Genomic DNA, 24,969 nt, shown 5'->3' with positions numbered 1-24,969 from the left:
AGCGAGAAGCCACCCGTTCCGGCTGTTACGCGAGGGCCTGGGCGACCCGGCGCACTTCGGCCTTGCGCCCGGCACGGAGCGCATCAACCGGGGCCACGCCCAGGCTGTCGTCGACCTCGAGCAGCCACCGCATCGCCTGATCGTCCGTGAATCCGTCGTCAGACAACACGAAGAGCGTGCCGCGCAAGTCGCCGAGGGGCTCTCTCTCCTCGAGGAAAACGGTCGGTACGGAAAGGATGCCGTCTCGACGCACTGCGAGGAGGTGTTTGTCTTCGATCAAGCGGCGTACGCGTCCTTGCGGAAGCCCAAGAAGTTCAACGAGATCGGGAATGGTCAGCCACTGTTTCTCTGAAATCGGGTCAGTCACGGGTTAAGAGTGCCATGAATCCCAAAAACGCACCAACCTCGCTCAGATAACCGGCCGACCCGTCGCCCCCGGCGCGCATGCCACTCACATCACTTTGTTCACTCCAGTCAGACTGGTTGACTCCCTTACCGCGGTGTGACAGCGTTGCCTGTGACCGCGTTGATCAACGCACACCGACGGAGGTTTCCCGTTGCATACTGCAGATATCACTCGCATCCAGCCCGCTTGTGCGCCCAGAGGCGCCCACCGAAGTTCACTCATGATCGGCCGCGGACTCCTCGTGAGCGCCCCGCTCGTTCTTGTCAGCGTGATCGCGATGACCGTGAACACCACGGCACCCGCAGGCGCAACAACACTGAGTGAACGCGGCCCACAGAACCGGCCAATGCAGCCACACCTCGTCCTGGGTGATGGCGCACTCACCTCCACCACCACGGCTCTCTCGTCTGAAACAACTCTCGCCGCTGAAATCGCCCCGAGCCACTACACCGTGGCCGAGGGAGACACCGTCAGCCAGATCGCGGAACGATTCGGATTGTCCACGGCGACCGTTCTGGCCGCCAACGGCCTGAACGCCTCTGCCCTGATCTTCCCGGGCCAGGTTCTGGCGCTCGCAGCCGATGTTCCGGCGCCCGTACCCGCACCTGCCCCCTCACCGACCCCCGCGCCGGCCCCTGCTCCGGCAGGCCAGACACATATCGTTGCCAGCGGAGACACCATCAGCGGCATCGCAGCGACCTACAGATCGTCGACCGATGCCGTGTTCTCTGCCAACGGACTCGACGGCAGCAGTGTGATCTTCCCCGGGCAGACGATCGTGATTCCGGATGCCGCGGCAGGCACGGTGCCATCGGCACCGGCTCCAGCACCCGAAGCACCGCCGGCAACGGCAACCCACACGATCGCGGCCGGAGATACCATCAGCGGCATCGCAGCGGCGCTCGGCGTATCGACCACGTCGCTCCTGGATGCCAACGGGCTCATTGCTTCGAGCATCATCTATCCGGGCCAGGTACTCGCGATACCGGGTAGTGCACCTGTTGCGGTTCCGGTGACGCCGGCATCCGTCACCCAGGAGATCACGCTGATGACCGACGAGATGCGCCAGAACGCCGCCATCATCGTCTCGGTCGGCCGCTCGGCCAGTGTGAGCGACTTTGGCCTCGTGGTCGCCCTCGCCGCAGCCGCACAGGAATCTGGCCTGCGGAACGTCGATTATGGAGATCGTGATTCACTCGGGCTGTTCCAGCAGCGACCGAGCGCCGGTTGGGGCTCCCCAGAACAGGTCATGGACCCGGTTCGATCAAGCCTCGCCTTCTTCGGCGGTGCCGGCAATCCGAACGCCGGAGTCACCCGTGGACTGCTCGACATCAACGGCTGGGAGTCGCTGACGGTGACCCAGGCGGCCCAGGCGGTGCAGATCTCTGCATTTCCTGATCACTATGCAAAATGGGAAGCATCGGCCAGGGCGTGGCTCCTCGAGCTCTGACCCGGCATACCCGGGTGAACTTACCGCGAAGAATGCAGCGTTCACGGTGTTTTAGCGGGGAGTTCGCCCCTCGCTTCCATAGACTCAACGGGTGACCGAGAGCCCCGCTGATCCGATGATCGGCCGTTTGATAGACGGCCGATATCAGGTGCGCTCCCGCATCGCCCGCGGCGGCATGGCCACCGTGTATCTCGCGACGGATCTCCGTCTCGAAAGGCGCGTTGCCATCAAGATCATGCACGGTCATCTGTCAGACGACAACGCCTTTAAGAACCGATTTGTGCAGGAAGCGCGGTCGGCCGCGAGGCTGGCGCATCCGAATGTCGTCAACGTCTTCGACCAGGGCCAGGATGCCGACATGGCCTACATGGTCATGGAGTACCTGCCTGGGATCACACTGCGCGATCTGCTGAAGGACTACGGCAAGCTCACTGCAGAGCAGACCATGGACATTCTCGAGGCTGTGCTCAGCGGCCTTGCCGCAGCCCACAAGGCCGGCATCGTGCACCGCGACCTCAAGCCGGAGAACGTGCTCCTCGCTGACGACGGCCGCATCAAGCTGGGCGACTTCGGGCTGGCCAGGGCTGCCAACAACAACACGGCAACAGGGCAGGCACTGCTCGGCACGATCGCTTACCTCTCCCCTGAGCTGGTCACGCGTGGGGTCGCGGACACCAGAAGCGACATCTACGCGCTGGGAATCATGACGTATGAGATGCTCACCGGGGAACAGCCGTACGTCGGCGAAGCGCCGATGCAGATCGCGTATCAGCACGCCAACGATTCGGTGCCCATGCCGAGCGGCAAGGTTCCCTCTGTTCCACGGGAGCTCGACGAGCTCGTGCTCTGGGCGACGGCCCGTGACCCCGAGCAGCGGCCACGCGATGCGCGCGTCATGCTCGAGCAGCTCCTGGACGTCGAGAACCTCGTCAGGCCGCAGTCACCGACACCGACCGACCTGCAGCAGACGATGCGGCTGCCCGGCGAGTTCTCCGCGGCTAGGGCTGACGCCGAAACGCAGATCCTCGGAGCCAAGCCGCTCGTCGGTGCTGTGGCATCCGTTTCACAGGACCGCCGACCAGCCAGCAGCGTGGTTCTGGCCGACAAATCCCAGAAACGCAGGCGCAAGGGCTACTGGCTGTTCATCCTGGTCATCCTGCTGGCCGCACTCGCCGGAGGAACGGGCTGGTATTTCGGTGCGGGCCCTGGTTCGCAGGTCGCGGTTCCGGAGACCAGTGGCGAAACACAGGAGGTCGCGACGGCCCAACTCCAGGAGCTCGGCTTCACTGTCGTGCCAGAACAGCGCAATGATGTGGATGTAGCGGCCGGACTGGTATCGGGAACTGAACCTGGGGCGGGTGGCTTCGCGCCGAAAGGCGGACAGGTCACCCTCTATCTCTCCCTCGGGCCTCAGCTACTGCCTGTGCCAGATGTGATCGGATCGGCCGAGGCTGAGGCGAAGTCTCAGCTGGGGGCATTCACCGTCGGAGAATCGCTGAGGGAGTTCTCCAGCGACGCTCCGCCGGAGACCGTGATCGCTGCGCTGGGCGCCGACGGTGAACCGCTGGGATCGGAGTACGGCGAGAAGCAGCCGGTCACGCTGGTCGTCTCGGCAGGCCCTATCCCGGTTGTCACCGGACTCTCGGTCGACGATGCGGTCGTGACGCTGGAAGATGCCGGCCTTAATGGGACAGCGGGCGAGCCGGAGTTCAACGACGACTTCGAGAGCGGAATCGTAATCGCCGTCGTGCCGTCGAGCGACGCCCCTGTGCGCGTCGGAGACAGTGTGACGCTGCGCGTCTCCAAGGGTCCGGATGTGGTCGAAGTTCCGAACGTGATCACCGGCCAGAACATCGACAAGGCGCGTGCGCAGTTGGAAGCACTCGGCTTCGAGGTCACCTCAAACGTGCCCCCGTTCCTTGAGGGCGCCGTGGTCGCCGGTACGCAGGACCCGGCACCGGGCACCATGATCAGACGTGGTTCGACCGTCACTGTCAACTTCGGCGGCTGACCTCGAGTGCTCCGTGCCTCAGCCCGGTGGGGTCGTGCAGGCGTGCGGTCCGCGAGCGGACGAAGCGCGGGCTCGCTAGCGGGCGGCGAGTTCTTCCGCGACCAGGAACGCGAGTTCGAGCGACTGCATGTGGTTCAGTCGCGGGTCGCAAAGCGACTCGTAGCGCGTGGCGAGGGTCGCCTCGTCGATGTGCTCTGAGCCACCGAGGCACTCGGTGACGTCGTCACCGGTCAACTCCACGTGGATGCCACCCGGATGAGTGCCGACGGCACGGTGCGCTTCGAAGAATCCCTTGACCTCGTCGACGACGTCGTCGAAGCGACGCGTCTTGTATCCCGTCGGAGTGGTGAGCCCGTTGCCGTGCATCGGGTCTGTCACCCACAACGGGGTCGCGTCGCTGCCCTTGATCGCCTCGAGAAGCGGAGGAAGGGCATCCCGGATCTTGCCTGCACCCATGCGCGTGATGAACGTCAGTCGCCCTGGCTCACGGTCGGGGTCGAGCAGGTCAACCAGCCGCAGCATGTCGTCCGCCGTCGTCGACGGGCCGAGCTTTACGCCGATCGGGTTGCGCACCCGAGACAGGAAGTCGACGTGCGCGCCATCCAGCTGCCTGGTGCGCTCGCCGATCCAGATGAAGTGCGCGCTGGTGTTGTACGGCGTACCTGTACGGGAATCGATGCGCGTCATCGGCCGCTCGTAGTCCATGAGGAGGCCCTCGTGGCTGGTGTAGAACTCTGTGCGCTTCATAGCGTCGAAGTCGGCGCCACAAGCGATCATGAACTTGATCGCGCGGTCGATCTCTTTCGCCAGCTTCTCGTAACGCTGGTTGGCCGGGTTGGCGGCAAAGCCCTGGTTCCAGCTGTGCACCTGCCGGAGGTCGGCAAAACCGCCCTGCGTGAACGCCCGGATGAGGTTCAGGGTGGATGCGGCCGTGTGGTAGCCGCGCACCAGCCTGGCCGGGTCCGCTTCACGAGATTGTGGGGTGAAGTCGAAGCCGTTTACGATATCGCCGCGGTACGCGGGCAGAGTGACGTCGCCGCGCGTCTCGAAATCGCTCGAGCGTGGCTTGGCGAACTGCCCGGCCATCCTGCCCATCTTCACGACCGGCATCGACGCGCCGTAGGTGAGCACAACGGCCATTTGCAGCACGGTCTTGACTCGATTGCGGATCTGATCGGCGGTCGCGCCGCTGAAGGTCTCTGCGCAGTCTCCGCCCTGCAGCAGGAAAGCTTCTCCCCGTGCTGCCTCGGCAAGCCTGGTGCGCAGAATGTCGACCTCGCCAGCGAAGACCAGAGGCGGCAGAGTGGCGAGTTCAGCGGATGCCGCGGCGACGGCATCAGCGTCCGGCCAGGCCGGCTGCTGCTTGATGTCGAGTGTGCGCCAATAGTCCAGACCAGCGATCACAGAGTCATCTGCCAATACGACTGGTTCGGTGGGGTGTACCACGGACTATCCTGTTTTCTCTCTGCGGCGCACGAGAACGTGGCCGGTATGCGGGGGTGGAGGTGCCGGTCATCAGCGAGACGGCTGTCGCAGCTTATCGCGAAAGACTCGCGCGCTTCTCCTTGACCGAAGTCGCATACACGTCGACATATTCCTGGTCGCTCAATTTCCGGAGTTCGTACATCAGCTCGTCCGTCACAGAACGCAACACGAACCGGTCAGACTCCATGCCCTCGAAACGGCTGAAATCGAGGGGCTCTCCGATGACGATGCCGATCCTGCGAATCTTCGGAATACGGGTGCCGGTCGGCATCGCTTTCTCGGTGTCGATCATCGCGACCGGCACGATAGGCACGCCGGACTCGAGCACCATCCTGGCGACGCCGGTTCTGCCGCGGTACATCTTCGCGTCTGGGCTGCGCGTGCCTTCCGGATAGATTCCGAGCACGTCACCCGACCCGAGAACCCGGAGACCGGTGTTGAGAGAGTCCTCTGACGCCTTGCCGCCAGATCGGTCGATCGGTATCTGTCCGGTGGCCTTGAAGAACTGTCTCGTCGCCCAGCCTTTGAGGCCGGTGCCGGTGAAGTACTCGCTCTTGGCCAGGAACGCCACCCGGCGCGGAACGACAAGGGGTAAGAACACGGAGTCGATGAACGACAGGTGGTTACTGGCGAGAATGACCCCGCCCGTCTTCGGGATGTTCTCGAGGCCGACCACCCACGGCCGGAAAATTCCGAGCAGCAACGGGCCGACGACGATGTTCTTCATGAACCAATAGAACAATTCGTGCCTCCGTTCAAAAATCCAGCCTACCGCCGGTCAGTTTCCGCCGGTGGCATGCAGGCGAGCCAGATCTGCCGCGCCAACCACGCCTGCATCATTGACGAGTTCGGCGACGGCGAATGCTGCTTCTGGATGGAAGCCTCGTGCCGGAAGGTGCTCAAGGTAGGCGGAACGGATCGGCTCGATCAGCAGGTCGCCGGCAGCGGCCACTCCCCCGCCGAACACAAAGATCTGGGGATCGAGGACGGCACCGAGACTGGCGCAAGCCTGTCCAAGTGCCGTGCCCAGTTGCCGGAGCGCAGCCAGGGCACCACCGTCACCCTCTGCCAGGAGCTTCGCGACATCCGTGCCGGTCAACGAACCGTTCTGCTCGCGGACGAGAGCGATCCCTCGTCCGATTCCACCAGCATCCGCCAGCTCGCCTGCGATCCGCAGCAGTGCCCGGCCAGAACCATACTGCTCAATACATCCCCGAGCGCCGCACCCACACGGCAGACCGTCCGGAACCAGCCGAAGGTGGCCGAGCTCGGCGCCGGCGCCGAAGCCGCCGCGGAACAGACGGTCGTTCGCGACGATGGCCCCGCCGACCCCGGTGCCGATCGTCAGGGTCACCATGTCGCTGAACAGGCGACCTGCACCGTAACGGAACTCTGCCCAGCCGGCGGCGTTGGCATCGTTCTCAATGATCACCGGGATGTTGAGCCGCGACTCGAGCTTGTCCCGGAACGGCTCGTTACGCCAGTTGATGTTGGGGGCGTAGTAGACCGTCGACTGCGCGGCGTCGATGAAACCCGCGGCGGCCACACCAGCACCGCAGACATCCGTCCCAGCGGCAAGACCGGAGATCATCGCTACGACGGCGTCTTCGATCTCGCGGGGGTCGCCTGCCGGGCTCGGCACGCGATCAGCGCGAATGATGGTTCCCAGTTCATCGACGAGTGCCCCTGCGATCTTGGTTCCACCGATGTCAATTCCAATAGCGTGCACGGCAGCGCCTTTCGGTCGTCGGGAAGTCGCGTGGAAGTCGGGAGGACGCGCGGCCGGGCGGCAGGGTTCCGCCACGATTCACCATCTAGAGTGTACTTACCAGTTTGACGCCGGGTCAGCGTTTGCGAACACCTCGCGGATAGAGTGGGATCACGCCCGACCGGTACCGAAGGAGTTGCCGTGAAACAGTTCGATGTACCCGCAATCGTGCCCGCTGCCCCGCAGGCCAACATCACCGATTTGCTGATCGACCGGCTCGCCGCGACGCCGGAACTGGTGCTGTTCTCACTGCCGAAGGATGGTGGCTGGGTTCCGGTCACCACGGCCGAGTTCCACGCCCAGGTCCTCGCCCTCGCGAAGGGCCTCGTTGCCGCCGGCATCCAGCCCGGCGACAAGATCGGCCTCGTCTGCAAGACCCGCTACGAGTGGACCCTGATCGACTTCGCGACCTGGTTCGCCGGAGCCGTGCTGGTTCCGGTCTACGAGACCAGTTCACCCAGCCAGGTGCAGTGGAACCTGAGTGATGCAGGCGCCATGGCCGTCATCGTGGAGACCGCTGACCACTTCGCGCGTTTTGACGAGGTGCACCCGGAGCTTCCAGACATCCAGAGCGTCTGGCAGATTGACCTCGGCGACCTCGACAAGCTCGTCGCCGGCGGCGTCGGCGTCGACGACGAGGAGATCGAGCGCCGCCGCAACCTCGCGGTCGGAGACGACATCGCGACCCTGATCTACACCTCAGGTTCGACGGGCAAGCCGAAGGGGTGTGTGCTCACGCACGCCAACTTCCTCGAGACGAGCCGCAACGCGAAGGTCGCGTTGAAGGAGGTGCTCGAAGACGAGCACGGCGCTTCAACTCTGCTTTTCATCACGACCGCCCACGTCTTCGCCCGGTTCATCACGGTGCTGTGCATCGATGCCGGTGTGCGGGTCGGGCACCAGCCCGACACCAAACAACTGCTCCCCTCACTCGGCAGCTTCAAGCCGACGTTCCTACTCGCGGTTCCCCGCGTGTTCGAGAAGGTGTACAACTCCTCGGAGCAGAAGGCTGAAGCAGGGGGCAAGGGCAAGATCTTCCGTGCGGCCGCGCACCTCGCCGTCGAGCACTCCAAGGCCCTGGCTGTCGGCGAGCCCATCCCACTCATGTCGAAAATCAAGTTCGCCCTGTTCGATCGTCTAGTCTACAGCAAGCTGAGGGCGGCGATGGGCGGCAACGTCAAGTACGCGGTCTCCGGTTCCGCACCGCTCGGCGAATACCTCGGGCACTTCTTCCACAGCCTCGGCATTGTAATCCTGGAGGGCTACGGCCTCACAGAGTCGACCGCCCCTGCGACCGTGAACCTCGCCACCAAGTCGAAGATCGGCACTGTCGGCCCCCCTCTCCCCGGTGTCTCTGTTCGGGTGATCGACGACGGCGAGGTCGAGGTCAAGGGCGTGAACATCTTCAAGGAGTACTGGAAGAACCCGCAGGCGACCGCGGAAGCGTTCGATGATGAGGGCTGGTTCAAGACCGGCGACATCGGCGACTTCGACGCTGACGGTTTCCTGACCATCACCGGTCGCAAGAAGGAGATCATCGTGACGGCCGGCGGCAAGAACGTCGCTCCGGCCGCACTCGAGGACCCGATCCGGTCGAATCCTCTCATCGGCCAGGTGGTGGTGGTCGGCGATCAGAAACCGTTCATCGGCGCCCTGATCACGCTCGACCCCGAGATGCTTCCGGTGTGGTTGAACAACAACAGCGAGGATGCCGGCATGTCGCTCGCGCAGGCAGCTGTCAACCCCGCTGTGCTTGCGGAAGTCCAGCGCGCGGTCGACCTCGCGAACGACCGCGTGTCGCGTGCCGAGTCGATTCGCAAGTTTGTGATCCTCCCGTCTGAGCTGACTGAGGCGAGCGGACACCTGACGCCGAAGCTGAGCATCAAACGGAACATCATCCTGCGTGACTTCGATGAGACCATTCAGGGCCTCTACGCCGGTGCACCGATCACTGAAGGGTTCTCGACCATCCGCGACTAGGCCGAGCAGGTGCGCGCCTCTGCGAGAGCCCATTAGCCGACGTTTCCGTCGGCGGTTGAGGACCTGACGGGGGTGACCCATCGGAGACGATAATGGATTGATGCCTATCGACGAACACCTCGTGCGCCCGAAGCGGAGAGACGCGGCCCTGAATAATGAACGTCTTGTGCAGGCGGCGCGTGAGGTGTTTGCGCGGCAGGGCCTTTCTGCAACGCTGGAGGACATTGCCAAGCACGCGGGAATCGGGGTCGGCACGGTCTATCGAAACTTCGCCAGCAAGAAAGAGATCGTCGAGACCTTGTACGACGCGGCGATCGATTCCGCCCTAGCCGACGCGCAAACAGCGCTGGAGATCGAAGACCCGTGGGTAGCAATCGTGTCCTTCTTTGAGGTCACTGCGGCAAATCAGGCGCAGGATCGCGGTTTGTGTGAGACATTCCTCGGACACGACGGCTTCGGACCCAACGAGCCCATCGCTGAGAAACTCGTCGCCGTTCTCTCTCCATTGTTTGACCGGGCCAGTCAAGCTGGAGTTCTCCGCGAGGGAGTAACCGTCACGGACATCGGCCCGATCTTCGCAATGCTCAACAGTGTCTACCGAATGAGCAATGCACGTCCCGACCTGTGGCGACGGTATCTGGCGCTCATGCTCGACGGACTCCGTGCCAGCGACCGGCCAGCACTTCCGCTACCCGCGTTGGATGTCGCCTCGTTCAAAACTGCACTCTCGGCTGGTGACTGACTGCTCCGGCACCTTCCGTCTAGCCTCAGAACCAGTCGGACTCCCTGATCTCCTTCATCGCGGCGCGACGGCTTTCCTTGTCGAGCCGGTCGAGGTAGAGCAGCCCGTTCAAGTGGTCGGTCTCGTGCTGGAGCGCCTGCGCCATGACACCGGTTCCCGACAGTTCGAGAGGCTCACCGTCAAGGTCGATTCCGCGCGCCACGGCGAACGGATGCCGCATGGTCGGGTACCAGAGCCCTGGCACCGACAGGCATCCCTCGTCGACGAGCTCTGGTTCGCCGGAGAGCTCGATGATCTCCGGGTTGATGATGTAGCCGACCTCGTCGTCCACGTTGTAGCTGAACGCGCGCAGATTGACTCCGATCTGGGACGCCGCAACGCCGGCGCGGCCCGGCAGCCGCACGCTGTCGAGGAGATCGCAGACGAGGCCGCGCACACGATCGTCGATGCCCTCGATCGGATCGGAGACGGTCTTCAGGACGGGGTCTCCGAAAAGGCGGATCTGGCGCTCTGGCACAGTGGGGCTCCCAGTGGTTCGAATGCGGGTGAGGCGGACAGTGTCGGTCAGGCGCCACGCTCGGTCGGCAGACCCTCGACGACGAGGGCGGCGAGCGTGCGTGCGGCAAGGCGAGTGATCGGTTTCAGGTCCTGCCAGGAGACGACACTCCCTGCGGCCAGTTGCGGGTCGTACGGGATCCGGACGATCTCTCGCACACGCGAGCGGAAATGCGACTCGATCTCCTCGAGTTTGACCAGGTTGGTACCCTGGGTGGCCGTGTTCAGCGCAACGATCGCATTCGAGACCAGCCCGTCGTAGCCGTTGGCTTCGAGCCAGGTGAGGGTTTCTGACGCGAGGCGGGCCTCGTCTACGCTGCCGCCAGACACGACGACGATCGAATCAGCGCGTTGCAGGGTGGCCCGCATGACCGAGTGTACGATGCCGGTTCCGCAGTCTGTCAGCACAATGGAGTAGTAGCGCGCGGCCAGGTCGGCGACGACGTTGTAGTCGTCCTCATCGAAGGCTTCAGACAGCAGTGGGTCGGCGTCGGATGCCAGCACGTCGAGGCGGGTCTCGTCACGCGAAACCAGCGCAGAGAAGTCAGTGAATCCGCCGATCGACGCGGCTTCGGTGACGACATCCCTGACCGTTGACCTCGTTTGCTTGGCCACACGCTCGGCAAGTGTGCCGCGATCGGGATTCGCGTCGATGGCGATGACGCGGTCGTCCCTGGCATCGGCCATGGCCATTCCGAGCAGAGCCGTCACCGTCGTCTTGCCGACCCCGCCCTTGCGAGTCAGAATCGGCACGAATCTCGTTCCACCCAGAAACTGTCGCTGGATGCGTTCGTCCATCTCCTGGCGCGCGCGCACTGCGGCGGAGTCGCCGAGGTTGACCAGGTGAAATGTCGCGTCGTATACGAAGCGGTTCCAGCCTCCGTGCGGCGGGCGCCGAGTCGTGCGGTTCACCTCGATGAGTCGTTCAGACGTGAGCATCGAGGCAGACTCAGGCGTTCCGCCGCCCGCGCGTGCACGCTCGCGACGCGGATGGGTCTCACCGGCATCCATCGCCGTGTCAACCGGTGCGATACGGGGCTCCGCAGTGGATGCCCTCGCGACGTGTACCTCGACGGTGTGTGTCGCCGGCGTGGTCGGCCCAGCAACGCGACGAACAGGGGAAACGGATGCGGACGCGCCGCCAGCGTGGCTGAGTGCACTACCGGCCAGCCGTTCGCGCCGCTGCGCCGGGTGGTCAACTCCGGCGGCGTGAGAGTCCTCACGGTGGTCGGTGGCATCAACAACCGTCGATGCGGCGGCGGGGGCGGTACTCAGGCTGTCAGGCAGGTGCGCCGCGAGGTTCTCGAACGTGTGGGGAGGCAGTTCGCTGTGATACTCCGCCTCGCCACGGGTCGCCCGGCGAGGCGGACGCCGCTCGGCCCCCTGGTCTTCTGTGGGCGTTTCTGGCACAGGACCATCTCCTCCGTGCTTTTTGCCTCGGTGCTACTCAACTCGGTGCTCATCACGCTGCGCTCATCCCCAATACCGCTGGGCGGCACAGGACGAACCGGGCCAGTTTACCGCGGACGCACCACCACGAGGAGGTCGCCGGCGTCGACCTGCTGGGTCTTGGGGATGGCGACGCGTTCGATGGTGCCGGCGATCGGTGACGTGATGGCGGCTTCCATCTTCATGGCTTCGATCGATGCGACGGCCTGTCCGGCGTCGATCTGGTCGCCGACATCGGCCTGGAGGGTGACGACCCCGGAAAATGGTGCCGCGATCTGGCCCGGCTGGTTGGCGTCGGCCTTCTCGGCTGCTTTGGTCTCCACGGCGATGGACCGGTCGCGCACGAACACGGGACGCAGTTGGCCGTTGAGGATGGTCATCACGGTGCGCATGCCCTTGTCGTCGGCTTCGCCGATGGCTTCAAGGCCCGCATACAACCGCACGCCCTTGTCGATCTCGACGATGGTTTCCTGGCCCTGTTTCAGGCCGTAGAGGTAGTCGACGGTGTCGAGCACGGACAGGTCGCCGAACAGGTCGCGGATCTGTTCGAACTGGCGTGTCGGTGCGGGGAACAGCAGTTGGTTGAGCATCTGCCTGCGAGTTGCGCTGTCGCCTGCAAGTGCGGTGCGTTCCTCGTCGGTGATCTCGGTGACCCCGACCCGCACGGTGCGGCCGGCGAGGACCTTGCTGCGGAACGGTTCTGGCCAGCCACCAGGCAGGTCACCGAGTTCGCCGGCCATGAACCCGACCACGGACTCCGGCACGTCGTAGTTGCCTGGATTCTCGGCGAAATCGGCCGGGTCTGCCTTCACCGCGGCGAGGTAGAGGGCGAGGTCGCCGACGACCTTCGAGGACGGAGTGACCTTCGGCACCCGGCCGAGGATCGCATCCGCCGCCGCGTACATGTCCTCGATGAGCTCGAAGTGGTCGGCGAGTCCGAGCGCGACGGCCTGGGTGCGGAGGTTGGAGAGCTGCCCACCAGGGATCTCATGCTTGTACACGCGCCCGGTCGGACCCGTCAGGCCCGACTCGAACGGCCGATACACCAGTCGAACGGCCTCCCAGTACGGCTCCAGGTCGAGCACGTTTTGCAGGTTGATGCCGGTGTCGCGTTCGGTGTGGGCGAGAGCGGCGACGAGGGCGGATGCCGGTGGCTGGCTGGTCGTGCCGGCCATCGACGCACTCGCCACATCCACCGCGTCAGCACCCGCACGGCTGGCGGCGAGCAGCGTCGCGAGCTGCCCGCCAGGGGTGTCGTGGGTGTGCACGTGCACGGGGAGGTCGAACCGTTCCCTGAACGCGCCGACGAGCTTCTCAGCGGCCGCCGGGCGCAACAGCCCGGCCATGTCCTTGATCGCCAGGATGTGCGCACCCGAGTCGACGATCTGCTCCGCAAGGCCCAGATAGTAGTCGAGGGTGTAGAGGTCTTCGGCCGGGTTCAGCAGGTCACCGGTGTAACACACCGCCACCTCCGCAACGGCCGTTCCGGTGGCCAGGACCGCGTCGATCGCCGGTCGCATCTGCGACACATCGTTCAGAGCATCGAAAATGCGGAAGATATCGACACCGGTCGCCGCAGCCTCACGCACGAAGGCATCCGTCACCTCGGTCGGATACGGGGTGTACCCGACGGTGTTCCGGCCACGGAGCAGCATCTGGATGTTGATGTTCGGCAGAGCCTCGCGGAGCGACGCCAGACGCTCCCACGGGTCCTCGCCGAGGAACCGCAGCGCCACGTCATACGTCGCACCGCCCCACGCCTCCACCGAGAGCAGCTCTGGCGTCAGCCTGGCCACATACGGGGCCACCGCGACCAGGTCACGGGTGCGCACCCTGGTCGCCAGCAGCGACTGGTGCGCGTCGCGGAACGTGGTGTCCGTGACTGCCAACGCCGTCTGCGCACGCAATGCCTGCGCGAAGCCTCGCGGTCCAAGCTCCTGCAGACGCTGCCTCGAGCCCGCGGGGGCAGGCGCCGACAGGTCGACCTCCGGCAGTTTCTCGGCCGGGTGCACAGCCGTGGCCGGGGTGCCATTGGGCTGGTTGACCGTCACATCGGCCAGCCAGTTCAAAATCTTGGTGCCACGGTCCTTCGACGCTCGGCCCTTCAGCAGCTGCGGACGCTCATCGATGAACGACGTCGACAGGTTGCCAGACGCGAAATCCGGGTCGTCGAGCACGGCCTGCAGAAACGGGATGTTCGTGGACACCCCACGAATCCGAAACTCCGCCAACGCCCGACGCGACCGCACCACGGCGGCCTCGAAATCACGGCCACGGCAGGTGAGCTTCGCCAGCATCGAATCAAAGTGGGGGCTGATCTGCGCACCAGGGTTGATCGTGCCGCCATCCAGGCGGATGCCAGCACCACCCGGCGAACGATAGGTCGTGATCTTGCCTGTGTCAGGGCGGAAGCCCGCCGTCGGGTCTTCCGTCGTGATGCGGCACTGCAGCGCGGCACCCCGCAACTGGATGCTGTCCTGCGACAATCCGAGATCGGCCAGCGACTCGCCCGCGGCAATCCGGATCTGCGACTGCACCAGGTCGACATCCGTCACCTCTTCGGTGACCGTGTGCTCCACCTGGATACGCGGGTTCATCTCAATGAAGACGTGCTCACCGGCGCGCTCCCCCTCCGTGTCGAGAAGAAACTCCACCGTGCCAGCGTTGACATAGCCGATCGACCGGGCGAACGCCACAGCATCCCGGTACAACGCCTGCCGCACGCCGTCGTCGAGGTTCGGCGCAGGGGCGATCTCGATGACCTTCTGATGCCGGCGCTGCACCGAACAGTCACGCTCGAACAAATGGACAGTCTCACCGGTCGCATCGGCCAGGATCTGCACCTCGATGTGACGGGGACGGAGCACAGCCTGCTCCAAAAACATCGTCGCGTCACCAAACGCGCTCTTCGCCTCGCGCATCGCCTCCTCGAGAGAGCCACGCAGCTCGGCCTTGCTCGCGACCCGGCGCATCCCGCGGCCACCACCGCCCGCGACGGCCTTCGCGAAGATCGGGAACCCGACCTCATCGGCCTGGCTGATCAGCAGGTCGACATCCTCAGACGGCGGCGTCGACTTCAACACCGGAACACCCGCAGCGATCGCGTGCTCCTTCGCCGTGACCTTGTTACCCGCCATCTCCAAAACACTCTTGCCCGGCCCGATGAACGTGATGCCCGCAGCAGCGGCCGCCTCGGCCAGCTCAGGGTTCTCAGACAGGAAGCCGTACCCGGGGTAGATCGCGTCGGCACCGGACTCCTGCGCCACCCGGATGATCTCAGCCACATCCAGGTAGGCCCGAACCGGGTGCCCAGGCTCACCGATCTGATACGCCTCATCCGCCTTCAGCCGATGCAGGGAATTACGATCCTCGATCGGGAAGACGGCAACCGTCTTCGCACCCAACTCATACGCCGCACGAAACGCGCGAATCGCAATTTCACCACGGTTGGCAACCAGAATCTTCGAGAACATGCAGACCTTTCGAGCGTGGGGCAGCACACAGCTAACGGTTAGGTTCTCTAAGACTAGTGAAGGTAACGTAGGTGATTGTGCACGTACTCAGCGTCAGCTCCCTGAAGGGAGGCGTAGGCAAGACCACGGTGACCCTTGGTCTGGCGTCTGCTGCCTTCGCCCGCGGCGTGCGAACCCTGGTCGTCGACCTCGATCCGCAGTCCGATGTCTCAACCGGCATGGACATCCAGGTGGCCGGTCACTTGAATGTTGCCGATGTGCTGGCCTCTCCGAAGGAGAAGACAGTGCGGGCGGCCATCGCGCCAAGCGGCTGGACCCGCGGTCGCCAGGGCACCATCGACGTCATGATCGGAAGCCCATCTGCCATCAACTTCGACGGCCCGCACCCCAGCATCCGTGACATCTGGAAGCTCGAGGAAGCACTGTCAACCGTCGAGAAGGAGTACGACCTCGTGCTCATCGACTGCGCCCCGTCCCTGAACGCTCTGACCCGCACGGCGTGGGCGGCAAGCGACCGGGTGACGGTCGTCACCGAGCCTGGCCTGTTCTCCGTCGCCGCCGCCGACAGGGCGCTGCGCGCGATCGAGGAGATCCGGCGCGGACTGAGCCCGCGCCTGCAGCCACTCGGCATCATCGTCAACCGCGCCCGCACCGCGTCGCTCGAGCACCAGTTCCGCATCAAGGAGCTGCGAGACATGTTCGGCCCCCTGGTGCTGAGTCCCCAGCTGCCGGAACGAACCTCGCTGCAGCAGGCACAGGGCGCGGCGAAGCCGCTGCACATCTGGCCGGGCGACAGTGCCCAGGAGATGGCGCGCTACTTCGACCAGTTGCTCGACCGGGTGCTGCGCACCGCGCGCATCGGCGAGTACGCCGACCTCCCCGTCGCCCCCTAGCGTTCCCCTTGCGTCGAGCCGTGGGAAATCGACCGTTAATCCGTCGCCGAAGGTCGATTCGACACGGTTCGGTGACGAAGACGCGCTAGGAGATCTTGCGGGCGATGCGGCGTGCTGCGAGTTCGTCTGTCGCGTCGACCGATTCCGTCTTGAGCTCGACCAGGCTGGTCTCGACCTCCCGCAGAACCTTGCCGACGGCAATGCCGAACACTCCCTGGCCGCGACTGACCAGGTCGATGACCTCATCGTTCGAGGTGCACAGGTAGACACTGGCTCCATCGCTCATGAGGGTGGTCTGTGCAAGGTCGCTCACGCCCGCCTCACGCAGCTGATTGACTGCCGTGCGGATCTGCTGGAGAGAGATTCCGGTGTCGAGGAGCCGTTTGACGAGCTTCAGGACCAGGATGTCGCGGAAACCATACAAGCGTTGCGAACCTGAACCGGCAGCGCCGCGTACGGTCGGCTGGACCAACTCGGTGCGAGCCCAGTAGTCGAGCTGGCGGTAGCTGATGCCGGCGGCGCGAGCGGCCACGGCTCCGCGAAAGCCTGAGTGCTCATCGAGTTCTGGCATGCCGTCGGTGAAGAGAAGCTCCTGGCCGTACCGGGAGGCATCGCCATCTGGCTTCAGTTCACTCATTCGATCGCCTCTCGAGAATTCTGGTGCGACGCCAACGGATCGCTGTGTCCACGCTATCGAGGCAGACCCTCCCGATCAACGACATCCGCACGAACCCGTCGGCGTGTCGAGAAGGGATCTGCGTGCAGCGATCAGAGCCTCGCACAGCGCCCAGTCTACGTCTTAGTTGCTCAGTCGTCCCAGTGCCGAGCGAATCAAACTGCTTCGCACAACCTCAAGCTGACTGGCGATCTCAACGGCCATCTCAGCCGCTTTTGCGCGGCTCGACGCGTCTTTCCGCCTCGATAGAGGAACGAGTGCACTCTCGATCAATCCGAGTTCCCGTTCGGCGGCCCCGCGAAATCCCCTGAGGTGCCGCGGCTCGATGCCGCTGCGCTGAAGTTCGACGAGGGCGCGAAGCACGCCGAGCGTATCCTCGCCGTAATAGTCGGCCGGCAGAATGATCGAAGACGAGATTGCGTCATGGAGCAGTGTGGCCGAAGCTGTTGCCTCACGTAACAGCTCTTCCCTACTCAGCCTGCGTACTGTTCCGAGCATCGATCGCCCTGGCGCCGAGCCGCCTGGCAATGTCGGCGAGCGGCCCGCGTCGAGGTCTTCGAGATAGACCCTGATGACCTTCAGCGGAAGGTAGTGGTCACGTTGCATCGACAGGACCAGCCGAAGCCGGTCCAGGTCGCTGGCGCAGAACTTGCGATACCCCGACTCGGTTCGAGCAGGCGAAACCAGCCGCTGTTCTTCGAGGAATCGCAGTTTGGATGGAGTGAGATCGGGGAACTCCGGTGTCAAGCGTGCCAGAACCTGACCGATGCTCAAAAGCGTCGCTGCGCCCTGGCCATCAGCCCGGGCGGAGTTCGCGCTCACTAGTCGCTCGCCACGTGTGCGAGGTCGAGCCGTGACGCGTAGAAGGTAAGCCGGAACTTACCGACCTGCACTTCCGCGCCATCGGTGAGGAGCGCCGTCTCGATGCGCACGCCATCGAAGTAGGTGCCGTTCAGTGAGCCGAGGTCTTTCACCTGGAACGCACTCCGGTGACGCAGGAACTCGGCGTGACGACGCGACACCGTGACGTCGTCGAGGAAGATGCCGGCGTCTGGATGCCGGCCAATTGTCGTCACGTCAGTGTCGAGCAGGAATCGTGCACCGGTGTTCGGCCCGCGACGCACCACCAGCAGCGCTGAGCCGGAAGGAAGCGCGGAGATGGCTTCCTGCTCTTCTGCCGTGACGTCGCCGTCGATTGCAGCGAGCTGCGCCGCGAATTCCTGGCTGAATGTCAGCGTTGTATCAGTGCTGCCCGAGGAGTTCTCGGGCGCAGCCGCACGCTCGGGTTCGTTCTTCTCTTCGGAATCAACCACCGTATACCTCCTAGTCATCCAGCGTATCTGATCGGGGAGGCTCCGCGGGGCGCGGAAGACGAATCACCCGCAGAGTTTCGATGGTGTAGATGATTCCCGCCCACCAATACAGGAATGCACCCCAGAGGCCGAACGCCCACCCCACCGGCTGCGACCACCAGGAAAGGGCCGGGAACGCCTGACCGAGCATGATCATCGGCAGTGCGTAGAAGAGACAGAAGGTCGCCACCTTGCCGAGCAGGTGCACCGGGAGCGGTCCGAAGCCATAGTTGGCCAGGACGACCCCCAGGATCAGCAGGTAGACATCCCGCCCGACCACGATGGCCACGATCCACCACGGCACCAGGTCGCGCCAGGCCAGGCCGATCAACGCGGCGAAGATGTAGAGGCGGTCCGCTGCCGGATCGAGGAGCTGACCGAGCCTGGTCACCTGCCCGAGGCTCCGAGCGAGATAGCCGTCGAGGAAGTCCGTGGCACTGGAGACGATCAGCACAACCAGTGCCCAGGCGTCCTCGCCGTTGACGATCAACATGAGGAAGACCGGCACCAGGAGCAGGCGTGCGAAGCTCAGGATGTTCGGCACGGTGAACACCCGGGAACTCACCTCGGGTACTTCTTCAGCCGCTGCCACAAAGCCCGAGTCTAGCGAGAGCTACGCTGTGGACTTGGAACGCCCCGAGGTCTTTGTCGGCGCCTTTTTCGTCTTCGATCCCTTCGCGGGTGGCTTCTTCTCGCCGCGGCTGCGCTCGACGCTCTTGCGGAGCGCTTCCATGAGATCGAGAACTTCTCCGCCCTCTCCCTCTTCTTCTGGTTCTTCGCCGAACGTCTCCTCGGTGTCGACGGCGTCGCCCTTCTTGAGTTTGACCTCGATCAGGGTGCGCAACTGCTCCTGGTAATCGTCGTTGAACTCCTCGGGCGAGAAGTCGGAAGCGAACGACTCGACGAGCGAGGAGGACATCTCGAGTTCCTTGGCCGAGATTCGTACCCGTTCGTCGAGCGACGGGAAGTTCGCCTCACGCACTTCGTCAGCCCAGAGCAGCGACTGCAGCATGAGCACATCATTCCTCACCCGGAGAGCACCGAGTCGGGTCTTCTGACGGAGGGCGAAGCGAACGATGGCCGTGCGATCCGTCTCTTCGAGGGTGCGTCGCAGCAGGACATAAGCCTTTGATGAGGTGCTGTCCGGCTCGAGGTAGTAACTGCGGTCGAACATAATTGGATCGATCTGGTCGCTCGGCACGAATTCGACGACGTCGATCTCTCTGCTGCGTTCCTCCGGCAGTGACTTGAGATCTTCGTCGGTGAGGATGACCGTCTTGTCGCCGTCGTCGTATGCCTTGTCGATGTGGTCGTAGCTGATGATCTTTCCGCAGATCTCACATCGCCGCTGGTACTTGATCCGTCCGCCGTCTTTGTCGTGCACCTGGTGCAATGAGACGTCGTGGTCTTCCGTCGCGCTGTAGACCTTGATCGGGACGTTGACCAGCCCGAAGGTGATTACGCCTTTCCAGATCGATCGCATGACACCAGTACACACCAGGAACGCCCAACTGGCCAGAGGGAGACCAACCCGGCAGCCCAGCCAGAGAGCTCAGGCGCGCTTCGGCGGCCGGGGGAATGCAGCGCGCATGTGATCGCTCTGAAGGTAGTCCGCCACGCCGATCAGGATCAGGCTGAAGAGAATCTGCTCCGTCACCATCCACAGCGGGTACAGCCCGGGTATCGCGGCGATCACCAGTGTGACGACGGGAAAGATCCTGCTGAAGAGCTTCAATCGCGAGTATGCCCAGTAGTAGCCCTTCTGCGCTCGCCAGGCGAAGTAGAACAGCGTCAGGGTCATCGCGAGCACCACAACCGCGCGCATCCACACGGCGAACTGCACGTCGGTGCCGCTTGTCGCCAGGACGATTGCCACAATGACGGCGGCGATACCGAGCACAAACTCGGCTGCAAGGAGCCAAGCGATCGCGACGAACGCCCTGCGCGTCTTCGGATGCTCGCGCTGGTCGGCACTGATCGTGTAGTCGACGCCACGCCCTCCGGCGATGCGGTCGACCTTCAGGAACAGGGGTTCAAGATCCATACGTGGGTCCTCCAACGATCAATCTATCGGCGGCTTCCGGTGTGGGCATCCGTCGAAAGTCGCAGGTTGATCAACGGCCAGCGGACGCTTCACCCAGGTGTTTCCGCAGTTCTGGCCAGGCCGCGGCGAAGCCGGGGTGCAATGGCAGGCTGTCGACGTCGGTGGTGCGCACCCAGTTCAGGGCGATGCTCTCCGGGTCGCTGATGACAGGTTCAAAGGAGCGCGTCGCTACCGCGATCACTGTCGTGTATGACCAGAAGCCGAGGTCGAGAACCGAGCTGGCGAGAATCTCCAGGTGGTCGGCGGGCACCCCCGCCTCCTCGTCGGCCTCACGGAGAGCCGCCTCCACGGCGGTTTCGCCCTCGTGCCTGGCGCCGCCCGGCAGCCCCCAGGTGTCGCCGAAATGGCTCCAGATCGCGCGATGCTGGAGCAGGACTCCCTGCATGGGATCGTGCACTAACAGGCCGGCAGCACCGAACCGACCCCAGAACTTGCGGCCGTCTGGCGCGTAGACCCAGGCGTCCCCGCTCGCTCTCATCGTGTTCTGCCTCTCATCACCAGGACGGCCGACCGTGATCCACGCGTCGCCTCAAGCATGCCCCTTACAGCTCAGAGCGCGACGATCGTGTGCAATCCGGCGTCACCGAGCCGTGCCCGCCCGGCGAGTTCTCCCAGTTCGAGCACCACCCCGATGCCGGCCAACTCGTACCCTGCTCGCTCGATGAGCCGGGAGGTCGCGGCGATCGTGCCGCCCGTCGCAAGCACGTCGTCGACCACGAGCACCCGGGATCCCGGAGCCAGTTGCCCGATCTCGAGTTCGAGTCTGGCCGTGCCGTACTCCAGCTCGTATTCCTCTGCGAGCACGGCGCCAGGGAGCTTTCCGCCCTTGCGAACGGCGAGCACCGCGGCATCCGCTGAGTAGCCGATGGCTGCGGCCAGCAGGAACCCGCGCGCCTCGATGCCGGCGACAGCATCGAACCGCCCCCGGAAATGACCCGCGATGTCGTCGATGATCGCGCGGAAGGCTGCGGAATCGGCGAATACCGGGTTGAGGTCGCGGAACAGGATTCCGGGCTGCGGGAAGTCGGGATACGACGCGAGAAGGGCGTTGACCTGGGCAGCGGCGGGAGAAGTCACGGGTCAAGACTATGCGCCAGATCGGCCTGGCCGACGCACCGGGCCGCGCGCCAGCATCCAGAGAAGCAATGGGCCGTAGAGTCGAACCATGGATGCCGTCGCCACCGCCCGCGTGGACAGCTGGACCTGGGCGGTACGGCTGTTCAAGACCCGCTCGCTCGCCACCGCAGCCTGCCGGGCAGGACACGTGCGTGTCAACGGCGACCGGGCGAAGTCGGCGCAACCGGTGCACATCGGAGATGAAGTGCGGGTGCGGGTTGCCGGATTTGACCGAATCATGATCGTGTCGCGAATCGTCAGCAAGCGCGTCGGGGCGAGCGTGGCGGCCGAGTGCTTTGAAGACAACACCCCGCCTCCCCCTCCGCGCGAGGAAGTGGCCCTGCTCCCCGTGCGTGACCGCGGTGCCGGCCGCCCGACGAAGCGGGAACGCCGCGACATCGAGAAACTGCGCGGCCGCGCGGAAACCGAACACTGAAGCGGAGAGCGAACACTGAAGACGAGCACGGAAAGCGAGCAGCGCGAGCCCGTCGTGCAGGTCGCCCGCCTGCCGCGCAGTGCCGCCCAGTGCCACGCAGTGCCACGCAGTGCCACGCAGTGCCGCCCGATGCTAGCGCCGAGAGGACGAGAGAGAAGCCGGGCGCACCAGGTCGCCAACCTCGATGCGCACCCACCGGTCTCCGGTGGTGCGCTGCTCAGCACGGGTCGTGAACCGATAAAGGAAGACGCGGGCACGAATCCACTGTGGCGGCGCATCCGGGAAGGGGTTGTGCCGCAGCATCCGGAGCGTTCGCCGGTCGCCCTCGAGGAGCCGCACCAGGAAGGCTTCGAACCAGCCGGTGTCTGGTGAGCCCAGGGCGAGGAACCACATCAGCCAATCGAGTCGCAGGTGATACGGGGCAATCTGTGGCGGCATCCGTTGCACGTCGCCCGGTTTGCCCCTGAACTCGTATTCGACCCAGGCGGCTTCGCCGTTCGGTTCGTCAGCTCTGCTGCCTTCCACGATGACCTCGAAGCGTTCCTTGGTCACGGTGCCGAATGCGCCATAAGCGTTGACGAGGTGGTACCGGTTGAAGCTGGCGTTCATGAGTTGGTGCTTCGAGAACAGGTTGAGGAGCGGACGATAACTGAGTACCAGCAGGAAGGCCGTCACGGCCAGCACGAGGATCATCCACCACATCGGGTTGCTGTTGTCGGCCGCCGGGAGTGCCGGCCGACCGAAAACGGCACGAACAGTGGCGTCGTCGACGGCGGCGAATGCGAGAACGATGGTGATCCAGTTCAGCCAGGCGAAGTTGCCCGTGAACACCAGCCAAAGCTGGGTGAGGATGATCACCAGCGCGGCGACGGATGCGACCGGCTGCGGTGCGAAAAGGAAGAACGGCACCACCAATTGGGCGAAGTGGCTCCCGAGCACTTCTCCCCGGTGAAACCACGCCGGCAGTCGGTGCGCGAAGGCACTCACCGGATTCGGCATCGGCTGGGTCTCATGGTGGTACATGAGAGCGGTCAGATCGCGCCATTCGGTGCCGCCGCGCATCTTGATCATGCCGGCGCCGAACTCCAGCCGGAAGACCAGCCAGCGGATGAAGAAGATGACCACGATCGGAGGTGCGACCTCGTTCGAGCCGAGGAACGCGACGACAAAGCCGGACTCGACGAGCAGACTCTCCCAGCCGAAACCGTAGAAGGTCTGGCCGACGTTCACGATCGAGAGGTACCCGGCCCAGAGCAACAGGAAGACGACCATGGGCAGCCAGGGCGGGCCGATCTGGGGCAGGCCGACAACAACGGATGCCGCGAGCAGCGTGCCGCACCAGGCCAGTACCAGCAGCATCCGGTCTGAATATCGCCAGTGGAAGATGCTCGGCGATTGCCGGAACCTGACCCGGGAGACGAACCGCGGCACCGGGAGCAGTCCGCGTTCACCGAGCAGGGCAGGAAACTGGTTGATCGCGGAGAGGAAGGCGATCAGGTAGCAGGCGGCGATGCCGCGCTGCAGCACCTGCCGCGCCAGTTCGTACTCCCCTGCACCGAACCACTCCATCGCGTTTCCCACGGTACCCCCGCGGTGCCGATCGCGCCCAGCTGATCATGTAGATCAAGCCCCTGCCTTCGTGGGCCAGCTGCGTCACAAAGCGCTGGGCCTCTTCCAGGTACTGCTTCACATAATCGGCGGTATCGATCGATCTCGTCTCGTCGGTCCCGAAGTGTGCCAGCACGTCGTCGGCGTCGACGAGAACGAGGTCGCGCGCCACTTCGGACACCTGATCCGGATCGAGGACGCTGAGCCATGGGATCCAGCCATCGTAAGTGTGCGTAACTGATCCGTCGACAAGCATCAAAGACACGCGAGGCGGTTGTGCGTCGTGAGGGCCAAGCAGATGTTGCAATGCAGACCAACATTTGTCGAGGTAGAGCATCGGCGGTCGCAACTCTTCTGGACCCCAAGCGTCTGCAAGGGGATCAGAGGCCATGTACAACCGGGGGTCGGCTCTGGCCTGTTCGATGTCCACAGCGGCCACCGGGTATGCGTAATAGCGAATTCCCATGGTCGATAACTCTGCCGGAGAGTGAGGCTGCAGAGGCGTCAGAGCGATTCATCTGTGGAGACTCTCGCAACGTGAACGGCTGTGGAGGACCACAACTCGCGCGAACACACCAGCGATGATGCCAAAACCCTGCTGGGCGGAGTCTTTTAGGCGGCAGACCTGGGTGGTCTGATTTTGCCGCCGCGGCGGGGTTTCTGTTGGATGTCGATCGATGGTGGTGGGATGAACCAGGGCACGTTGTCGATGACTTTGATCGACCAGCCTTGGTTGTGGATCATGTGGTGATGGGACCAGCAGAGCAGTATCCCGTTGTCCAGGTCGGTGGGCCCGTTCTCGTACGTCCACCAGTGAATGTGGTGCGCTTCGGTATACACCGGCGGCCGGTCACACCCCAAATCCAACACCTCACTGTCACCACCGAGGACCACAGGGACCAGATCCGCGTCCGCCGCCAACCGGCGCGCCGTCCCGGCACTGATCGGCTGCTCCACCCCATCGATCTGTGCTTCGCCGAGCCCGGAGAGCAGGTCTTGGAGCTCCATCCGGACCACCATCGTCGAATGCGCCGACGGGCCCATGCCCTCCGGGTTGGAGAGCCCGAACCGGAGCAGGTCCACAACGGCGTCCGCGGCCATCTGGGTGATCGTGCGAGTCTCCAGGGTCTCGTGCCCGCCGTCACACCCATCCGCGTAGCCGTCGTCGTTCTCCGCGGTGCGGTTCTCCACGAACCGGGGCTTTCGCAGGTCGGCGCCGACGTGCCCATTCACCCACGCGTCCAAATACCCGGCCGTGACCGGGTCCGCATCGAGCACGTAGCGCACCATCCCGTCCCGCCGGTTGATCCGCGACAGCCCCCGCTTGGCCACCAACTCCTCTTCCCGCGGCTCCATACCATCGGTGTCGATACTGTCCCTGGTACGGATCGCGAGCTTCCGCACCAGATCCGGCGCATTCTCCCCCGCGAAACCACCAGGAACTCCTCCGCGACCATCAAATCCT

At 64.3% G+C, this 24,969-nt stretch carries 24 protein-coding genes; 6 read left to right on the top strand and 18 right to left on the bottom strand.

Going from position 1 to position 24,969, the window contains the following annotated elements; translation table 11 throughout:
• Window positions 1–25: 25 nt before the first annotated feature.
• Window positions 26–367, bottom strand: coding sequence for an Rv2175c family DNA-binding protein (locus K323_RS0103400; protein WP_022883883.1), 342 nt, complete (start codon window positions 365–367; stop codon window positions 26–28).
• Window positions 368–626: 259 nt separating this feature from the next.
• On the opposite strand from K323_RS0103400, the gene K323_RS0103395 reads away from it, so the two are divergent.
• Together K323_RS0103395 and pknB are read left to right on the top strand one after the other, a co-directional pair.
• Window positions 627–1,856, top strand: coding sequence for a muramidase family protein (locus K323_RS0103395; protein WP_026851171.1), 1,230 nt, complete (start codon window positions 627–629; stop codon window positions 1,854–1,856).
• A gap of 91 nt (window positions 1,857–1,947) precedes the next feature.
• On the top strand, window positions 1,948–3,867 hold the full coding sequence (gene pknB / locus K323_RS0103390; protein ID WP_022883881.1) for a Stk1 family PASTA domain-containing Ser/Thr kinase: 1,920 nt from the start codon (window positions 1,948–1,950) through the stop codon (window positions 3,865–3,867).
• Window positions 3,868–3,942: 75 nt separating this feature from the next.
• On the opposite strand, the gene K323_RS0103385 is transcribed toward pknB, so the two are convergent.
• The 3 genes from K323_RS0103385 to K323_RS0103375 all read right to left on the bottom strand — a co-directional run bounded on the left by K323_RS0103385 (window position 3,943) and on the right by K323_RS0103375 (window position 7,081).
• Window positions 3,943–5,313 (bottom strand): class II 3-deoxy-7-phosphoheptulonate synthase, encoded by a 1,371-nt coding sequence (locus tag K323_RS0103385; RefSeq protein ID WP_022883880.1) that lies wholly within the window; start codon window positions 5,311–5,313, stop codon window positions 3,943–3,945.
• A 91-nt stretch (window positions 5,314–5,404) separates the two neighbouring features.
• Complete coding sequence (locus K323_RS24055; protein WP_022883879.1) at window positions 5,405–6,094, bottom strand: lysophospholipid acyltransferase family protein; 690 nt, start codon at window positions 6,092–6,094, stop codon at window positions 5,405–5,407.
• A 36-nt stretch (window positions 6,095–6,130) separates the two neighbouring features.
• Window positions 6,131–7,081 (bottom strand): ROK family glucokinase, encoded by a 951-nt coding sequence (locus K323_RS0103375; protein WP_022883878.1) that lies wholly within the window; start codon window positions 7,079–7,081, stop codon window positions 6,131–6,133.
• A gap of 180 nt (window positions 7,082–7,261) precedes the next feature.
• Here K323_RS0103375 and K323_RS0103370 point away from each other — a divergent pair, with 180 nt between their 5' ends.
• Together K323_RS0103370 and K323_RS0103365 are read left to right on the top strand one after the other, a co-directional pair.
• Window positions 7,262–9,100, top strand: coding sequence for an AMP-dependent synthetase/ligase (locus K323_RS0103370; RefSeq protein WP_022883877.1), 1,839 nt, complete (start codon window positions 7,262–7,264; stop codon window positions 9,098–9,100).
• A 100-nt stretch (window positions 9,101–9,200) separates the two neighbouring features.
• Window positions 9,201–9,842 (top strand): TetR/AcrR family transcriptional regulator, encoded by a 642-nt coding sequence (locus K323_RS0103365; protein WP_022883876.1) that lies wholly within the window; start codon window positions 9,201–9,203, stop codon window positions 9,840–9,842.
• Window positions 9,843–9,867: 25 nt separating this feature from the next.
• Here the strand turns inward: K323_RS0103365 and def are convergent, their stop codons facing one another.
• The 3 genes from def to K323_RS0103350 all read right to left on the bottom strand — a co-directional run bounded on the left by def (window position 9,868) and on the right by K323_RS0103350 (window position 15,319).
• Window positions 9,868–10,359, bottom strand: a complete 492-nt coding sequence (def, locus tag K323_RS0103360; RefSeq protein ID WP_022883875.1) for a peptide deformylase — start codon at window positions 10,357–10,359, stop codon at window positions 9,868–9,870.
• A gap of 47 nt (window positions 10,360–10,406) precedes the next feature.
• Window positions 10,407–11,807 (bottom strand): MinD/ParA family ATP-binding protein, encoded by a 1,401-nt coding sequence (locus tag K323_RS24050; RefSeq protein ID WP_022883874.1) that lies wholly within the window; start codon window positions 11,805–11,807, stop codon window positions 10,407–10,409.
• A gap of 107 nt (window positions 11,808–11,914) precedes the next feature.
• On the bottom strand, window positions 11,915–15,319 hold the full coding sequence (locus K323_RS0103350; protein ID WP_022883873.1) for a pyruvate carboxylase: 3,405 nt from the start codon (window positions 15,317–15,319) through the stop codon (window positions 11,915–11,917).
• Between the two features lie 77 nt (window positions 15,320–15,396).
• Here K323_RS0103350 and K323_RS0103345 point away from each other — a divergent pair, with 77 nt between their 5' ends.
• Window positions 15,397–16,212, top strand: a complete 816-nt coding sequence (locus K323_RS0103345) for a ParA family protein (RefSeq protein WP_026851169.1) — start codon at window positions 15,397–15,399, stop codon at window positions 16,210–16,212.
• Between the two features lie 85 nt (window positions 16,213–16,297).
• Here the strand turns inward: K323_RS0103345 and K323_RS0103340 are convergent, their stop codons facing one another.
• The 8 genes from K323_RS0103340 to K323_RS0103305 form a co-directional block, all read right to left on the bottom strand.
• On the bottom strand, window positions 16,298–16,849 hold the full coding sequence (locus K323_RS0103340) for a MerR family transcriptional regulator (protein ID WP_022883871.1): 552 nt from the start codon (window positions 16,847–16,849) through the stop codon (window positions 16,298–16,300).
• Window positions 16,850–17,011: 162 nt separating this feature from the next.
• Entirely contained in the window at window positions 17,012–17,710 is a 699-nt protein-coding gene (gene ftsR / locus K323_RS0103335) for a transcriptional regulator FtsR (protein ID WP_022883870.1), read from the bottom strand.
• Window positions 17,710–18,201, bottom strand: a complete 492-nt coding sequence (locus K323_RS0103330; protein ID WP_022883869.1) for an FHA domain-containing protein — start codon at window positions 18,199–18,201, stop codon at window positions 17,710–17,712. The genes ftsR and K323_RS0103330 overlap by 1 nt, the downstream gene beginning before the upstream one ends.
• A gap of 10 nt (window positions 18,202–18,211) precedes the next feature.
• Window positions 18,212–18,832, bottom strand: coding sequence for a CDP-alcohol phosphatidyltransferase family protein (locus K323_RS24045; RefSeq protein ID WP_033372354.1), 621 nt, complete (start codon window positions 18,830–18,832; stop codon window positions 18,212–18,214).
• Window positions 18,833–18,853: 21 nt separating this feature from the next.
• Entirely contained in the window at window positions 18,854–19,723 is an 870-nt protein-coding gene (ku, locus tag K323_RS24040) for a non-homologous end joining protein Ku (RefSeq protein ID WP_022883867.1), read from the bottom strand.
• Window positions 19,724–19,792: 69 nt separating this feature from the next.
• On the bottom strand, window positions 19,793–20,284 hold the full coding sequence (locus K323_RS0103315) for a hypothetical protein (RefSeq protein ID WP_022883866.1): 492 nt from the start codon (window positions 20,282–20,284) through the stop codon (window positions 19,793–19,795).
• A 70-nt stretch (window positions 20,285–20,354) separates the two neighbouring features.
• Window positions 20,355–20,822, bottom strand: coding sequence for an NUDIX domain-containing protein (locus K323_RS0103310; RefSeq protein WP_022883865.1), 468 nt, complete (start codon window positions 20,820–20,822; stop codon window positions 20,355–20,357).
• Window positions 20,823–20,893: 71 nt separating this feature from the next.
• Window positions 20,894–21,421, bottom strand: coding sequence for an adenine phosphoribosyltransferase (locus K323_RS0103305; RefSeq protein WP_022883864.1), 528 nt, complete (start codon window positions 21,419–21,421; stop codon window positions 20,894–20,896).
• 88 nt (window positions 21,422–21,509) lie between these two features.
• On the opposite strand from K323_RS0103305, the gene K323_RS0103300 reads away from it, so the two are divergent.
• Window positions 21,510–21,896 carry an RNA-binding S4 domain-containing protein gene (locus tag K323_RS0103300; RefSeq protein WP_026851167.1) on the top strand — a complete coding sequence of 129 codons (387 nt, stop codon included), beginning with the start codon at window positions 21,510–21,512 and terminating at the stop codon, window positions 21,894–21,896.
• Between the two features lie 132 nt (window positions 21,897–22,028).
• Here K323_RS0103300 and K323_RS0103295 read toward each other — a convergent pair whose 3' ends face one another.
• The 3 genes from K323_RS0103295 to K323_RS0103285 all read right to left on the bottom strand — a co-directional run bounded on the left by K323_RS0103295 (window position 22,029) and on the right by K323_RS0103285 (window position 24,908).
• Window positions 22,029–23,423: a lipase maturation factor family protein gene (locus tag K323_RS0103295; RefSeq protein ID WP_425402258.1), complete on the bottom strand. Its 1,395-nt coding sequence runs from the start codon at window positions 23,421–23,423 to the stop codon at window positions 22,029–22,031.
• Window positions 23,344–23,970, bottom strand: coding sequence for a DUF1877 family protein (locus K323_RS30815; protein WP_157509329.1), 627 nt, complete (start codon window positions 23,968–23,970; stop codon window positions 23,344–23,346). Before K323_RS30815 ends, K323_RS0103295 begins: the two co-directional genes overlap by 80 nt.
• Before the next feature lie 146 nt (window positions 23,971–24,116).
• Window positions 24,117–24,908: an HNH endonuclease signature motif containing protein gene (locus tag K323_RS0103285; protein ID WP_022883861.1), complete on the bottom strand. Its 792-nt coding sequence runs from the start codon at window positions 24,906–24,908 to the stop codon at window positions 24,117–24,119.
• Between the last annotated feature and the right edge of the window lie 61 nt (window positions 24,909–24,969).

Source organism: Glaciibacter superstes DSM 21135 (assembly GCF_000421145.1).
GTDB classification, from domain to species: Bacteria; Actinomycetota; Actinomycetes; order Actinomycetales; family Microbacteriaceae; genus Cryobacterium; species Cryobacterium superstes.
The sequence above is the reverse complement of the archived record's forward strand: the minus strand, read 5'-3'. Positions and strand labels throughout refer to the sequence as shown.